Source organism: Streptomyces sp. NPDC028419, from assembly GCF_055565515.1.
The window spans coordinates 1-14,211 of sequence record NZ_JBVHUE010000062.1; the positions used below are offsets into that span (position 1 = coordinate 1).

Genomic DNA, 14,211 nt, shown 5'->3' on the forward strand with positions numbered 1-14,211 from the left:
ACGGTACGTCCAGTACGAGTCGCGGTCCTCCGCCTTGCGATGCGTCCCCTCGGCCCTGCGGGCCTGGGGAGGCCCCAGGGCACCGGACACCGCGATCCGGCAAACCTTTCCGGCCACGGCACTAGACGCCATGCTCGCGCAGTTGCGCGCGAAGGGGGCGGACGTGGCCGCCGGGACCCAGGACGTGGCGGGCGTCGGCCGCTTCGGCTGGGTCACCGATCCCGAGGGCAACCGCGTGGAACTGTGGCAGCCCGCGTGAGCCGCGCGCCCGCGTGAGTCGCCGCGCCGATCACCCCGGGGGCCGGACTGTCAGTGCCGCGTGACAGGCTGAAAGCCGTTGACCGGATGTGTACGGGGGAGGGGCGCGTGATGGGGGACCGGCACGACAGCTGGATCAGTGGGCCGTTGGTGGCCTTCGACCTGGAGACGACGGGCACCGACGTCGAGACCGACCGCATCGTCACGGCCGCGGTGGTCCGGTTGGAGGAGGACGGCGCCGTCTCGGGGGAGCGGACCTGGCTCCTCGACCCCGGAGTGGCGATACCGGAGCAGGCGTCGGCCATCCACGGCATCTCGACGGAGCACGCCCGCGCGCACGGCGCACCGGCCGCCGCCGCGATCGACGAGATCGCGCGGGCCGTCGCCGAGGGGCTGCGCCGGGGGACGCCCCTGGTCGTGATGAACGCCCGCTACGACCTCTCGCTGTTGGACCGGGAGTGCCGGCGGTACGGGGTGGAGTCGGTGAGCGAGCGGCTCGGTGGGGTGCCCGCGCCCGTCATCGATCCGCTGGTGATCGACAAGCACGTCGACAAGTACCGCAAGGGCAAGCGGGCGCTGCACGCGCTGTGCGCGCACTACGGGGTGCCGCTCCTCGACGCGCACGACGCGCGGGCGGACGCCGTGGCGGCCGCCCGGGTCGTGCGGCGGATGGGGGAGAAGCACCGGCCCGTCGGGGCCATGCCGTTGGCGGACCTCCAGGACCTCCAGGTGCGCGCGGCGGCCGAGCAGTCGGTCTCCCTCCAGGCGTACCTGCGGCGCACCGCGGACCCGACCGCCGTGGTGGAGCCCGCCTGGCCGCTGATCCCCCGCAGGCCCCAGGACGAGGACGCGCTCAGCCGTTAGGCGGCCCGCCCCCGCATCACGCCGTGGGTCTCAGCCCGGTGAGGACGGGGCGGTGGTCGCTGCCCAGGTCGGGCAGGACGCGGGTGGTGGTGGCCGCCAGGCCGCGCAGCAGCACGTGGTCGATCCGGACCACGGGGAGGGCGGCCGGCCAGGTGAAGCCGAAGCCCCGGCCCGCCCGGTCCTGCGCCGCTTCGAGGAGCTGGGCGAGGGGCGCCAGGCCCCGGTCGGCCAGGCTGCCGTTGAGGTCGCCGAGCATCAGCACGCGCGGGGCCGGATCCCGTGCCACGCGGTCGGCCAGCGCCGCCGCGGCCGCGTCTCGGGGCCCGATGGCGAAGCCCTCGGTCGCCCGGACCCGTACCGAGGGCAGGCGCACCGCGTACACGGCGGTGTCCCCGCCGGGGGCGGCGACGACGGCCCGGATCGCGTGCGGCCAGGGGCCGCCCAGGTCCATGGCCTCGACCTCGCGCAGCGGATGGCGCGACCACAGCCCGAGCGTGTTGCGGGTGGTGTGGTGGGGGTAGGCCGCGGCCAGCGCCTTCTCGTAGGCGGGGACGGCCGACACGGGAACCTTCGCCAGGGCGACGAGATCGGCGCCGGTGGCGACCACCTCCCGGGCCACGGCCTCCGGCGTGGTGCGGGTCCCGCCGACGTTGAAGGACAGGGCCTCGAAGGCGCTGGGCCCCGCTCGGGGCGGCGCCGTCAGGGCGGGCACGAAGAGGTGGCACCAGGCCACCAGGGGCACCAGGGCCGCGGCCACCGCCACCTTGGTGCCGCGCGTCGCGGCGCCGAGGAGGAGCGCGGCTATCGCGACGCCGAACCACGGCAGGACCGTCTCGACGAGGCTGCCGAGGTTGCCCGGGCGGTTGGGCAGCAGCCCGGGGAAGAACAGTGCTCCGGCGAGCAGCAGCGCCGGGACGGCGATGCGTGCGGTGTGGCGGGGGCGGCCCCCGCGACGATCCCGCCGTGTGCTGCGGGTCATGGACGATCACTTTCGCTCGGCGGACGGGGGGTCAGACGCAGCCCCTGCGCCTGAGGTGGGCGAACATGGCGATGCCCGAACCCGCCACCAGGGCGAGGAAGGCGGGCCAGGCCCAGACGAACGCGCTCTCCGGCTGGTGGAAGTTCGCGGAGTAGATGCCGCCCAGCAGCGTGGGGACCATGAACACCACGAGCCACGACGTCACCCTCCGGGTGAGCCTGGTCCCGTCGTGGAGCTCCACCGACTTCCGGTGGAGGAGGACCAACTCCTTGCGGTACCGACGGACTCCCCGGAGGAAGCAGAGCAGCTCCTCGGTCGAGGACGCGTCGAGGTCCTTCGGGGTCAGTCCGGCCAAGGGGGAGCGCGCGTCGCGCGCGGGGCTGTCCGACATGTGAATCGCCTTCCTCTGGTCGATGTCGGTGTCTAGGACGAAAGGGACCGCCGGCCTAGAGCCAGCCCTTGCGCCTGACCGCGACGTAGGTGGCCAATGCGGTGGATGCCAGGGCGGCGAGGAAGAGCGGCCAGCCGTAGGTGAGCTTCAGCTCCGGCATGTGCTCGAAGTTGGATCCGTAGAGCGATGCGAGGGCGCCGGGTACGACGGCTATTGCCGTCCAGGCGCTCACCTTGCGGGTTTCGATCGTGACCTTCAGCTGGTCTTCAGTAATTTCCCGAATATCCTCCATTTCCTTGTTCAGCCCGCGGATCTCCCTATTGATCTCGCGGAGCAGCTCCACCTTCTGGGCGTGCTCCTCCACGGTTTCCGCTGGCATGAGCGTCGGGTCGGTGGCGTTGTCGTGGTGCGTAGGCGTCAGGTTGGGCATGGGGAACTCCCGTCACGGCACGTCCTGGGCGGCACACGGGGTGCCCGCCCGGCGGACCCCGGACGTGCTTCGGTGGTGAACGTGTGGTGAACGCGATGATGTACGCGAGGAATTCGGGTACGCGGAAGCCGTCTTCGGCTTCGGGCCCGTACGAGGAGACGCGGTCGCGGGGGAAGGTCGATTCCCCCGCGGGACGCTACTGCGGTGCGTCAAGCGGGATCGGTGGCGCATACGCCTCGGGACTACTGCCACTAGGCACGCTGATCACCTCCCGCGGATTCGAACGCGGTTCGTCCCGCGTCTCCGCCACCGTAAACGAAAAGCAATGTGAAGACAAAGTCGGTGGAATTGAATATCGACCGGGCGGTCAGAAGGGGTACCAGCGGACCTCGGGATCGCCGTCGCGCAGCGAGGCGACCCGGCGGCGGAATTCCGCCAGCGCCTTCGGGTTGGTCGGGGCGTGTTGGGAGACCCAGGCGCAGCTCGCCGTCTCCCGCGCCCCGCGCAGCAGCGCGCAGCCGTCCCAGGCGCGCACGTCCCAGCCGTACGCCGTCACGAAGGCGTCGTAGGACTCCTCGGGCAGGCCGTACCGGTCGCGGGAGAGGGCCATCACCACCAGGTCGTGCTCCCGCAGGTCCAGGGCGAAGGTCTCCAGGTCGACCAGGACCGGTCCGTCCGGGCCCACGTGGACGTTGCGCGGCAGGGCGTCCCCGTGGATCGGCCCCGGGGGCAGGTGCGGGACGAGGGCGGCGACCTCGGCCGCGTAGCCGTCGCGCCGGGCCCGCAGGTACGCCGCGTCCTCGGGATCGATCGCGTCACCGGCCAGCCGCAGCCACCGTTCCACCCCGCCCAGCAGGTCCCGGCGGGCGAGGTCGAAGGGCGGCGCGGGCAGGGCGTGCACCGGGCGCAACAGGGCGGCCAGATCGGCCGGACCGGCCGGCCGCACCGCCTCCGGGAGGCGGTGCCACAGGGTCACCGGGTGGCCGTCCACCAGCCGCGGCGCCGGCTCGGCCGCCCGTACCGCGGCGATCCCGACGCCGGCGAGCCAGCCCGCCACCGCCAACTCGCGCTCCGCCCGGGCCACGAGCGCGGGATCCCGGCGGCCGACCTTCACCACCAGGTCGCCGTCCGCGAACACCGCGTTCTCGCCCAGGGCGAGCAGCTCGGCCTTCCGGCCGAGGCCCGCCGCCGTCAGTAGGTCCCTGGCCCGTGCCTCGTCCATGCCGCCCCGCCGCTCTTCCCGTTCGGTCCGCACCGTCGTGAACGGGCCAAGTCTCGCATCCCGCCGTGCGGTGCCTTGACGCGCCATCAGGGGCTGCGCACGATGGCCGGGCCGGCTCAGGTGGATCCACCCGGAAGGGGGAGACGTGGCCCCGCCCCCCATCACGGATCCCACCACCCCCGCTTCGACCTCGACCCCGTCCCCGCCCGCGCGCTCCCGGGCGCGTGCCGATCACGGGGTCTGGTTCCTCGTCCTGCCCGCCCTCGTCCCGATCCTGCTGCTCAGTGTCGGTCCGCTGCTCTACGGCATCGCGCTCGCCTTCACCGACGCCCAGTCGGGCCGGACCGCCGCGACCCAGTGGGTGGGCGCCCTCAACTTCCAGGACCTGCTGCACGACCGGCTCTTCTGGGAGTCCTTCCGGATCGGGCTGCTCTGGGCGGTCGGGGTCACCGCGCCGCAGTTCCTGCTCTCCCTCGGGCTGGCCCTGCTGCTCGACCAGGACCTGCGCCTGCGCGGGCTCGCCCGGGCGCTCGCGATCGTCCCCTGGGCCATGCCCGAAGTGGTCGTCGCCGTCATGTGGCGGCTCGTCTACCACCCCGATGCGGGCGTCCTCAACGAAACGCTGCGCGGGATCGGCCTCGGCGGCGACACCGACTGGCTCGGCGGGCTGGCCACCGCACTGCCCGCCGTCATCGTCGTCGGCATCTGGGCCGGCATGCCGCAGACCACCGTGGTCCTGCTCGCCGGACTCCAGAACACCCCGCACGAACTCCACGAGGCCGCCGCCCTGGACGGCGCCGGGGCGTGGCGCCGCTTCCGCGCCGTCACCTGGCCCGCGCTGCGGCCCGTCGCGCTGTCCGTCACCGCGCTCAACCTCATCTGGAACGTCAACTCCTTCGCGCTCGTGTACGTCCTCACCAACGGCGGGCCCGGCGGCCGGACCCGGCTGCCCATGCTCTTCGCCTACGAGGAGGCCTTCCGGTACGGCCAGTTCGGCTACGCCGCCGCCATGGGCTGCGTCATGGTCGCCGTGGTCTCGGTCCTGCTCGCCCTCCACCTCGCCGGCCGTCTGAAGGGAGGCGGTGCGTGATGGCCGCACGCCCCCGCCGCTCCGTGCGCCCCCGCCGCTCCGTGCGCACCGCCCAGTACCTGGCGCTCGCCGCCTATCTCGGCTTCCTCGGCTTCCCGTTCCTCTGGCTGCTCTCCACCGCCTTCAAACCGGCGCGCGAACTGGGCAGCCTGCACCCCACCTGGATCCCGCACGACCCCACCCTGGACAACTTCCGCCGGGCCTTCGACGAGCAGCCGCTGCTCCGGGCCGGCCTCAACAGCCTGACCGCCGCGCTCTGCGCCGCCGTCCTCGCCCTCGCGCTCGCCCTCCCCGCGGCCTTCGTCCTCGCCCGGCGCCGGGGCCGGCTCGCCGCGGCCACCACGGGGTGGGTGGTGGTCAGCCAGGCCTTCCCCTTCGTCCTGGTGATCATTCCGCTGTTCCTGGTGCTCAAGGAGCTGCGGATGATCAACTCGGTCCCGGGGCTGGTCCTCGTCTACGTCGTCTGGTCGCTGCCCTTCGCGCTGTGGATGCTGGTCGGTTACGTCCGCGCGGTGCCCGCCGAACTGGAGGAGGCCGCGGCGGTGGACGGCGCCGGACGGCTGCGCACCCTCGTCTCCGTCGTCGCCCCGCTGCTGGCCCCCGGGATCGTCGCGACCGGGCTCTTCGCCTTCGTCACCGCCTGGAACGAGTTCTTCTTCGCCCTCGTGCTCCTCAAGAGCCCGCGACAGCAGACCCTGCCGGTGGTCCTCACCCACTTCCTCGGCGCCGAAGGAGCCGCCGACCTCGGGCCGCTCGCCGCCGCGGCCTGCCTCGCCACGCTGCCCTCGCTCCTGGTCTTCTCGCTGATCCAGCGCCGGATCACCGGCGGCATGCTGGCCGGGTCGGTGAAGGGCTGATGGCCCGCCGCCGCGTCCCCCGCCGCTCCGGTCCCCGTACGGCGGCCGTCGCGGCCCTCGTACTGGCCCTGCTGGCCGCCCTGCTGGGCGGCTGCTCGGGCGGCGCCGGCGCGGGCGACGGCCGGATCAGGCTCCGCTTCCAGTCCCTGGCCTGGCAGAAGGAGTCCGTGGCCGCCAACGAGGCGCTCGTGGCGCAGTGGAACGCCGCCCACCCCGAGGTCCAGGTCCAGTACGTCCAGGGGAGCTGGAGCAGCGTCCACGACCAGCTGCTGACCTCCTTCGAGGGCGGGGAGGCGCCCGACGTCATCCACGACGCCTCCGACGACCTCGCCGACTTCGCGTACGCCGGCTACCTCGCCGATCTGCGCCCGCTGCTCTCCGACCGGCTGAAGGAGGACGTCCCGGACCGGAGCTGGCAGAGCGTCACCCTCGGCACCGGGATCTACGGCGTGCCCTTCCTCCAGGAGCCCCGGGTGCTGATCGCCAACACCGCGCTGCTGCACGCCTCGGGGGTCCGGATCCCGACCCCCGAAGCCCCCTGGAGCTGGGCGGAGTTCCGCGCCGCCGCCGCACGGCTCACCGCCGACGGGCGCTACGGAGTGGCCTGGCCGCTGAAGGACCCCGTCTCGGCCACCCTCAACCTGGGCGTCTCGGCCGGCGGCCGCCTCTTCACCCGGGAACCGGACGGCCGCGCGGGCAAGGCCGTGCTCCGCTGGGGAGCGGGCGACGCGGTGGTCCCGCGGACCATCCACGACCAGGTCAACATCGACCACAGCGCCTCCCGGGCCACCCTGGGCATGGGCGGCTCGGACACCCTGCCCGGCTTCTTCGCCGGGAAGTACGCCATGGTGGCGCTCGGCTTCTCCTACCGCCAGCAGATCGTCAGCCAGGCCCCGCCCGGCTTCGCCTGGCAGGTGCTGCCCGCGCCCGCCGGAGCCGACGGACCGGCGCAGGGGGTCAGCCCGCAGACCCTGTCGATCGCGCGGGACAGCCCGTACAAGAAGGAGGCCGCGGCCTTCATCGACTTCCTGTTGCGCCCGGCGGGCATGGTCCGCCTCGCGCGCGGCGACTGGATGCTGCCCACCGGTGCGCGGGCCCTGGCCGACCCCGCGCTGCGCACCCCCGAGTGGGGCTGGGCGACCGGTGCGGCCCTGGCGGGCGGGCTGCGCCCGGCACCGGCCCAGTCGGTGCGGGGATATCCGGAATGGAAGGACAAGGTGGCGACCCCGGCCCTCCAGGAGTACTACAGCGGCGCCATCGACCTCGCCGCACTGGAGCGCCGCCTGGTGGTCGACGGGAACCGGGTGCTGGCCCGCTACCAACGGTAGGGCGTACGTGGGTACGGGCGCCCCGCGCTGTCGGTGCCCGCCCCTATCGTTCGGGGATGAGCACACGGACGTACGCCGCCCTGCTGCGCGGCATCAATGTCGGCGGGCACAAGAAGGTCCCGATGGCCGAGCTGCGCCAGGTGCTGGCGGAGCTGGGCCACACCGGTGTCCGGACCCACCTGCAGAGCGGCAACGCCGTCTTCACCACCGCCCGGACCGGTCCCGACGCGGGGGCCGACGCGCTCGCCCGCGAGCTGGAGGCGGCCATCGAGGAGCACTTCGGCTTCCGCGTCCCCTGCCTCCTGGTCGACGGGGCGCACCTGAGGGCCGTCGTCGCCGCCTGTCCCTTCCCCGCGGCCACGCTGGAGGGCAAGCAGCTGCACGTCACCTTCCTGTCCGAGCAGCCCGCCGCGGACCGCTTCGAGGCGCTCGACGCGGACGCCTTCCTCCCCGAGGACTTCCGGCTCGGCGACCGGGTCGTCTACCTCTACGCCCCCGAGGGCCTCGGCCGCTCCAAGCTGGCCGAGGCGCTGGCCCGGCCGGCGGTGGTCAAGGGCCTGGACGTCACCACCCGCAACTGGAACACGGTCACCAAGCTCGTCGACATGACCGCGGAGCAGGACTGATCCGGCGGACGCCCTACGGCGCGAGCGCGTCCAGCAGGGCCAGCTCCGCCGGGGACAGCGCGAGCGAGGCCGCGTCCAGGTTCTCCGCCAGGTGGACGGGCGAGCCCGTGCCCGGCGTCGGGCACAGCACCGGCGAGTGGTGCAGCAGCCAGGCCAGGGCGATCTGCCCCGGCCCGGCCCCGTGCGCGGCGGCCACCGCGGCCAGCGCCGCCGACCCGTCGCGGGTCAGCGCGCCGCCGCCGAGCGGGTAGTAGGGCAGGAAGGCGATCCCCTCGGCCTCGCACAGCGCGAGCACCGGCGCCGCCGAACGGTCCATCAGGTGGAAGGCGTTCTGGACGGAGGCCACCGCCTCCGTCTCCAGGGCCTGCGCCAACTGGTCGGCGCCCACGCTGTCGAGGCCGATGTGCCGGATCTTGCCCTCCGCGCGCAACTGCCCCAGCACGCCCAGCTGTTCCGCCTCCGGCAGTGCCGGGTCGAAGCGGTGCAACTGGTACAGGTCGATCCGGTCCACCCGCAGCCGCCGCAGGCTCGCCTCGCACGCCGCCCGCAGCTGCTCCGGGCGGCCCGCCACGTGCCACTCGTCGGGGCCGGTGCGCACCACCCCGCCCTTGGTCGCGATCACCAGGCCGTCCGCGTACGGGTACAGGGCCTCCGCGACCAGCTCCTCGGCGAGATCGGGGCCGTAGTTGTCGGCGGTGTCGATGAGCCCGACCCCGCGCTCCACCGCCGTGCGCAGCAGTGCCCGCGCCTGCTCCCGGTCCCCGCGCGGCCCCCAGTACCCGGGACCGACGAGGCCGCCCGTCCCGAAGCCGAGCCGACGCACCGACAGGTCCCCGCCCAGACCGAACACCGTGTCCACCATGCCCTGACGGTAACGCAGGCGCGGCCGTGTGCCAGGCTCGTCCCATGCGTTACATCATCATCGGCGCGGGCGCGATCGGCGCCACCATCGGCGGACGGCTGGCGGAGGCCGGCGGCGAGGTCGTCCTCGTCGCCCGCGGCCCGCACGCGGACGCCCTGCGGACGGACGGCCTGCGGCTCACCACCGCCGACGGCACCCGCACCCACCGGCTGCCGGTGGTCACCGGACCGCGGGAGCTGGGCGAGCTGCGCCCCGACGACGTCCTGCTGTTGGCCGTCAAGACCCAGGACGCCCTCGCCGCGCTCGACGCGTGGGGCGACGCGGAGGTCGCCGGCGGCGGCACCGCGTCCCAGCGCCTGGCGCTGGTCTGCGCGCAGAACGGCGTGGAGGGCGAGCGCCTCGCGCTGCGCCGCTTCGACCGGGTCTACGGCCTGTGCGTGTGGCTGCCCGCCAGCTTCCTGGAACCGGGCGCGGTCTCGGCCCTGGGCAGCCCGCACACCGGGATCCTGCACCTGGGCCGGGCCGCGGGCGGCGCGGACGCGCGGGCCCGGCGGATCGGCGCCGACCTGGCGGCCGCCGGCTTCGAGACGGTGGTCACCGAGGACGTGATGCGCTGGAAGCACGCGAAGCTGCTGGGCAACCTCGGCAACGCGATCCAGGCCACCACCGGCCCCGCACCGGACCCCGCCAAGGGCGCCCTGCTGCTGCGCGCGATCCGCGAGGCCAAGGCCGCCTTCGCCGCGGCCGGGATCGCCTACGCCTCGGAGGCCGAGGAGTCCGCGGCGCGCGACGGCAAGGCCGTGCAGCCGCCCGGGGTGCGCGGCGGTTCGTCCTGGCAGAGCCTGCGCCGGGGCACGGGCAGCATCGAGGCGGACTACCTCAACGGGGAGGTGTCCCTGCTGGGGCGGCTGCACGCGGTCCCGACGCCCGTCAACGACGTGCTGCGGCGCGCGGCCAACATCTTCGCCCGCGAGGGCCTGCCCCCGGGGTCGATGACCATCGGGGACCTCACCGCGCTGGCCGACGAGGCGGAGGCCCGCGGATGAGCCGGTACGTCCTGTTCGACGTCGACGGCACGCTGATCGACGCGCTCGACAACCAGCGGCGGGTCTGGGGCACCTGGGCCGAGCACTACGGACTGGACCCGGCCGAGACGTACCGGGTCGCGCTGCGCACCCGCCCGACGGAGACCTTCGCGGAGCTCGCGCCGGACCGGGACCCGGCGGCCTGCCTGGCCCTGCTGCACGCGCTGGAGGACGAGGACGTACGGACCGGCGCCTACGACGCCTTCGAGGGCGCGGCGCGGCTGTTGGGCGCGCTGGCGCCGGGATCCTGGGCGCTGGTCACCTCGAACTACGCGCACCGGGTGCGCGGCCGCTTCGAGCGCACCGGACTCCCCGTGCCCGAGGTCCTGGTGGACGCCGCCGCGGTGGCCGAGGGCAAGCCCTCGCCGGTCCCCTACCTGCGGGCCGCGGAGCTGCTGGGGGCGGACCCCCGGGACTGCCTGGTCGTCGAGGACGCCCCCACGGGCGTGCGCGCGGGCCTGGCCGCCGGGATGACCGTCTGGGGGGTCAACGCGCCGGTCGCGGTGGAGGGAGTGCACCGGCACTTCGCCCGCCTCGCGGACGCGGCCCCGGAGGTCCTCGCCTTCGCGCGCGGCGCGGCTCAGGCCGACAGCGCGGGGAGCAGGGCCGGGGCCGGGGCCGCCGCGTCGTAGCGGCGCAGCAGCAGCCGGGCCACCTCGGGGGCGGCGCCGAGCACCTCGGCCACCAGGTCGGCCCCGGCGGCCGCGGCGCCCGCCGCGATCCGGTCCGGGAGCCGCCCGGGGGCCAGGACGTACGGGGCCACCACCACCCGACGGGCACCTTCGGCGCGCAGCGCCCGTACGGCGTCCTCGGTACGGGGCAATGCCGCGGAGGCGAACGCGGGCCGCACGGCGCACCAACCGGTGTGCCGCCACTCCCGCGCGATTTCAGCGATCACCGCGATCGCCTCCGGGTCTGAGGAACCGGCGGACGCGAGCACCACGCCGGTGGTCGAACGGTCGGCCGGACGCAGGCCGGCCTCCGCCAGCCGGCGCTCCAGGGCGCCGGTCAGCAGGGGCGAGGGGCCGAGCACGTCGGCCACCCGCAGGGACAGTCCGGGCAGCGCGGCCCGGGAGCGCTCCAACACCGCGGGGACGTCCGCCTTCGCGTGGAAGGCGCGGGTCAGCAGCAGCGGGAGGGCGACGACGTCCCGCACGCCGTCCGCGTACAGGGCCGAGAGGACCTGGGGCACGGACGGGGCGTTGAAGTCGAGGAACGCCGTCTCCACCCGCAGCCCCGGCCGCAGCGCCCGCACCCGCCCGGTGAGGGCGTGCACGGTCGCCGCGTGCCGCGGATCGCGGCTGCCGTGGGCGATGACCAGCAGAACGGGACGCACGGCGCTGTCAGCTCTTGACCAGCAGACCGCGGGTGCGCAGCACCCAGCGCTCCAGCGGGCTGAAGATGATCAGGTCGATCGCGATGCCCACCAGCAGGATCAGGATGATCGCGAGGAACACCCCGGGCATGTCGATGTTGTTGCGGCCGTTCTCCAGCAACTGGCCCAGGCCCAGGCCGAGGTCGGGCGAGGAGGCGATGATCTCGGCTGCCATCAGCGAGCGCCAGGAGAAGGCCCAGCCCTGCTTGAGACCGGCGAGGTAGCCGGGCAGCGCGGCCGGCATGACCACGTGCCAGGTGCCCTTGAGGCCCGTCGCCCCCAGCGTGCGCCCGGCCCGCAGGAACAGCGGCGGGATCTGGTCGTGGCCCGCGACGAGGCCGTTGGCGATCGAGGGGACCGCGCCGAGCAGGATCACCGCGAACATCATCGAGTCGTTCAGGCCGAGCCAGATGACCGCGGGCGGCACCCAGGCCACCGACGGCAGGGACTGCAGGCCCTGGAGGATCGGTCCGATCGCGGCGCGCACGAACTTCACCCGGGCGACCAGCAGGCCGAGCGGGGTGCCGATGGCCAGGGCCAGCAGGAAGCCGAGCAGGCCGCGGGAGACGCTGGTCCAGATGACCTCCAGCAGGGTCCCCTTGAGCCACATGGCGGTCAGGCCGTCCCACACCGCGGACGGCGAGGGCAGCTTGGTCGCGTCCGTGACGTGCGCGGAGACCAGCACCTGCCACACGGCGAGGACCAGACCGACGGCGATGACCGGCGGCAGGACCTTCTTGACGAGCACCTCGCGGACCGGGGTGCGGTGGGTCTGGACCGCGTCGAGCGCGTCCAGGCCGGCCTCCAGGCCGGCCAGGTCGTCGCTGGTCGCCTTGGCCGGGGCCGGTTCGGTGATGTCAGTGCTGGCCATGGCGGCGGATCTCCCCACGCAGGTGTTCAGTGATCTCGACGGACAGTTCCGCCACGTCCGGGTCCTCGATGCGGCGCGGCTGCGGAATGCCGACGGTCCATTCCTTGGCGACCCGGCCGGGCCGCGAGGAGAGCAGGACCACGCGCTGCGCGAGCCGGACAGCCTCGCGGACGTTGTGCGTCACGAAGAGCACGGACAGGTCGGTCTCCGCCCAGATGCGGGTCAGTTCGTTGTGCAGCACGTCGCGGGTGATGGCGTCCAGCGCCGCGAACGGCTCGTCCATCAGCAGCAGGCGGCTGTCCTGGGCGAGCGCCCGGGCGAGCGCCACGCGCTGGCGCATGCCGCCCGACAGCTCGTGGACGCGCTTGCCGTAGGCACCGCCGAGGCGGACCAGCTCCAGCAGCCGCTCCGCCTCCGGACGGCGCTCGGCCTTGGGCACCCCGCGCAGCCGCAGGGCGAGTTCGATGTTCTTGCCCGCGGTGAGCCACGGGAAGAGGGCGTGCTCCTGGAACATCAGGGCGGGCCGCCCGCCGGGGGTCTCGATCGACCCCGCGGACGGGGCGTCCAGCCCCGCGACCAGGTTGAGCAGGGTGGACTTGCCGCACCCCGACGCCCCCAGGATGGTGACGAACTCGCCGGGTGCGACATCGAGGCTGATGTCGTCCAGCACGAGCTGCGAGCCGGCCGGGCCGGAGAAGGACTTCGAGACGTGCTCGATCCGCGCGGCGTGCGTCGTCGACGCCGTCGCTGCGGTGCCCTCGGCAGCCTTGGCGAGCGTGGTGGCCATGGTCGTCACCTCCTGGGGATCAACTGCGCTGACGGATTACTGGCGGACTACTTGGCGCCGAGACCGGCGTCGGAGACCTCGGGCTTGCCCGCGGCCTTGAGCACCTTGTTCAGGAGCGACAGGTCGTAGATGCCGGCGAGGTCGGGCTGCTCGATGAGCTTGGCCTTGACCGCCCAGTCGGACTCCGTCTTCAGCGTGCTCGCCAGCGGGTCGTCGGTGACCAGGATGCTCGGCCACGCCGGGTCGAGGACCTTGGCGTCCAGTTCCTTGCCGCTCAGGGTCTTCAGCGCGGCGTTCGCGGACGCCTTGGCCTTGTCCTGGTTGGCGTTGATCCACTCGTTCGTCTTGACGGTGCCGCGCAGCACGGCCTCGACGACGTCCGCGTGCTCCTTGAGGAACTTCTGCGACACGATGACGTTCGTGATCACGAACTTCTTGTCGGGCCACAGGCTGGTCTCGTCCAGGAGGACGGAGCCGCCGTCGGAGACGAGCTTGGAGGCCGTCGGCTCCGGCACCCAGGCGCCGTCGATCGAGCCCTGCTTGAAGGCGTCCGGGGTGACCTTGTTGTCCGTGCGGACGACGGAGACGTCACCCTTGCCGGACTCCGGGTCGACCTTCCAGCCCTTCTCGGAGATCCAGTTGAGGAAGGCGACGTCCTGCGTGTTCCCCTTCTGCGGGGTGGCGATCTTCTTGCCCTTGAGGTCGTCCAGGGTCTTGATCTTGTCCGGGTTCACGACCAGCTTGACGCCGCCGGAGGCGGAGCCGGAGATGATCCGCAGGTTCGATCCCTTGGACTTCACGTAGCCGTTGATCGACGGGGAGGGGCCGATGAAGCCGATGTCGAGAGAGCCACCGTTGAGGGCTTCGATCTCGGACGGGCCGGCGTTGAAGGTCTGCGGCTTGATCGTCGTGCTGCCGAGTTCCTTGGCGATCAGCCCTTCCTGGATGCCGACGAGCGCGGTGGCGTGCGTCAGGTTCGGGAAGTAGCCGATGCGGACCTCGGAGGCCGAGAGCTTCTTCGCGTCGGTCGGGGCGGCGCCGGCCTTCGCGCCGGCGCTCTCGTCCTTCGCGGCCTCGGAGCCGTAGCCGCAGGAGGCGAGCGCCCCGATCAGCAGGGGCAGGGCGGCGGCGGCGACGACGCCGCGGCGGACGGACTTACGGGTGGTACCGGTGGCAGGCACGGGAG

At 73.6% G+C, this 14,211-nt stretch carries 16 protein-coding genes and 1 pseudogene; 8 read left to right on the forward strand and 9 right to left on the reverse strand.

Features of this window, described 5'->3' with window-relative positions; translation table 11 throughout:
* Nucleotides 1-115: 115 nt before the first annotated feature.
* Both ACZ4UB_RS38265 and ACZ4UB_RS38270 read left to right on the forward strand, forming a co-directional pair.
* Nucleotides 116-259: pseudogene (locus tag ACZ4UB_RS38265) on the forward strand (VOC family protein); the annotation flags it as partial.
* Between the two features lie 110 nt (nt 260-369).
* A complete protein-coding gene (locus ACZ4UB_RS38270) occupies nt 370-1,122 on the forward strand; it encodes an exonuclease domain-containing protein (RefSeq protein ID WP_467963156.1) in 753 nt (250 codons plus the stop codon).
* Between the two features lie 16 nt (nt 1,123-1,138).
* On the opposite strand, the gene ACZ4UB_RS38275 is transcribed toward ACZ4UB_RS38270, so the two are convergent.
* The 4 genes from ACZ4UB_RS38275 to ACZ4UB_RS38290 form a co-directional block, all read right to left on the reverse strand.
* Nucleotides 1,139-2,101: an endonuclease/exonuclease/phosphatase family protein gene (locus ACZ4UB_RS38275; RefSeq protein ID WP_468077711.1), complete on the reverse strand. Its 963-nt coding sequence runs from the start codon at nt 2,099-2,101 to the stop codon at nt 1,139-1,141.
* A gap of 31 nt (nt 2,102-2,132) precedes the next feature.
* Nucleotides 2,133-2,492: a CorA family divalent cation transporter gene (locus ACZ4UB_RS38280; RefSeq protein WP_468077713.1), complete on the reverse strand. Its 360-nt coding sequence runs from the start codon at nt 2,490-2,492 to the stop codon at nt 2,133-2,135.
* A gap of 55 nt (nt 2,493-2,547) precedes the next feature.
* Nucleotides 2,548-2,922, reverse strand: a complete 375-nt coding sequence (locus ACZ4UB_RS38285; RefSeq protein WP_468077715.1) for a CorA family divalent cation transporter — start codon at nt 2,920-2,922, stop codon at nt 2,548-2,550.
* A gap of 367 nt (nt 2,923-3,289) precedes the next feature.
* Nucleotides 3,290-4,144: a phosphotransferase enzyme family protein gene (locus tag ACZ4UB_RS38290; protein WP_468077717.1), complete on the reverse strand. Its 855-nt coding sequence runs from the start codon at nt 4,142-4,144 to the stop codon at nt 3,290-3,292.
* 160 nt (nt 4,145-4,304) lie between these two features.
* Here ACZ4UB_RS38290 and ACZ4UB_RS38295 point away from each other — a divergent pair, with 160 nt between their 5' ends.
* Genes ACZ4UB_RS38295 through ACZ4UB_RS38310 form a run of 4 tightly spaced genes read left to right on the forward strand, consistent with a single transcriptional unit; the run spans nt 4,305 to nt 8,045 of the window.
* A complete protein-coding gene (locus tag ACZ4UB_RS38295) occupies nt 4,305-5,234 on the forward strand; it encodes a carbohydrate ABC transporter permease (protein WP_468077759.1) in 930 nt (309 codons plus the stop codon).
* Nucleotides 5,234-6,091 carry a carbohydrate ABC transporter permease gene (locus tag ACZ4UB_RS38300; protein ID WP_468077718.1) on the forward strand — a complete coding sequence of 286 codons (858 nt, stop codon included), beginning with the start codon at nt 5,234-5,236 and terminating at the stop codon, nt 6,089-6,091. The genes ACZ4UB_RS38295 and ACZ4UB_RS38300 overlap by 1 nt, the downstream gene beginning before the upstream one ends.
* On the forward strand, nt 6,091-7,419 hold the full coding sequence (locus ACZ4UB_RS38305; RefSeq protein ID WP_468077719.1) for an extracellular solute-binding protein: 1,329 nt from the start codon (nt 6,091-6,093) through the stop codon (nt 7,417-7,419). The genes ACZ4UB_RS38300 and ACZ4UB_RS38305 overlap by 1 nt, the downstream gene beginning before the upstream one ends.
* A 56-nt stretch (nt 7,420-7,475) precedes the next feature.
* Nucleotides 7,476-8,045: a DUF1697 domain-containing protein gene (locus ACZ4UB_RS38310; protein WP_468077721.1), complete on the forward strand. Its 570-nt coding sequence runs from the start codon at nt 7,476-7,478 to the stop codon at nt 8,043-8,045.
* Between the two features lie 13 nt (nt 8,046-8,058).
* On the opposite strand, the gene ACZ4UB_RS38315 is transcribed toward ACZ4UB_RS38310, so the two are convergent.
* Complete coding sequence (locus ACZ4UB_RS38315; protein ID WP_468077723.1) at nt 8,059-8,907, reverse strand: aldo/keto reductase; 849 nt, start codon at nt 8,905-8,907, stop codon at nt 8,059-8,061.
* Between the two features lie 44 nt (nt 8,908-8,951).
* Between ACZ4UB_RS38315 and ACZ4UB_RS38320 the strand changes: the two genes are divergently transcribed.
* Nucleotides 8,952-9,953 (forward strand): ketopantoate reductase family protein, encoded by a 1,002-nt coding sequence (locus ACZ4UB_RS38320; protein WP_468077725.1) that lies wholly within the window; start codon nt 8,952-8,954, stop codon nt 9,951-9,953.
* A complete protein-coding gene (locus tag ACZ4UB_RS38325) occupies nt 9,950-10,624 on the forward strand; it encodes an HAD family hydrolase (RefSeq protein ID WP_468077727.1) in 675 nt (224 codons plus the stop codon). The genes ACZ4UB_RS38320 and ACZ4UB_RS38325 overlap by 4 nt, the downstream gene beginning before the upstream one ends.
* Here the strand turns inward: ACZ4UB_RS38325 and ACZ4UB_RS38330 are convergent.
* The 4 genes from ACZ4UB_RS38330 to ACZ4UB_RS38345 are packed head-to-tail and all read right to left on the reverse strand — an operon-like array spanning nt 10,573 to nt 14,206.
* Entirely contained in the window at nt 10,573-11,328 is a 756-nt protein-coding gene (locus tag ACZ4UB_RS38330; RefSeq protein ID WP_468077730.1) for a sirohydrochlorin chelatase, read from the reverse strand. The two genes, ACZ4UB_RS38325 and ACZ4UB_RS38330, sit on opposite strands and share 52 nt — an antisense overlap.
* 7 nt (nt 11,329-11,335) lie before the next feature.
* A complete protein-coding gene (locus ACZ4UB_RS38335; protein WP_468077732.1) occupies nt 11,336-12,238 on the reverse strand; it encodes an ABC transporter permease in 903 nt (300 codons plus the stop codon).
* Entirely contained in the window at nt 12,225-13,025 is an 801-nt protein-coding gene (locus ACZ4UB_RS38340; RefSeq protein ID WP_354379236.1) for an ABC transporter ATP-binding protein, read from the reverse strand. Before ACZ4UB_RS38340 ends, ACZ4UB_RS38335 begins: the two co-directional genes overlap by 14 nt.
* A 47-nt stretch (nt 13,026-13,072) precedes the next feature.
* Nucleotides 13,073-14,206 (reverse strand): aliphatic sulfonate ABC transporter substrate-binding protein, encoded by a 1,134-nt coding sequence (locus ACZ4UB_RS38345; protein WP_468077735.1) that lies wholly within the window; start codon nt 14,204-14,206, stop codon nt 13,073-13,075.
* Between the last annotated feature and the right edge of the window lie 5 nt (nt 14,207-14,211).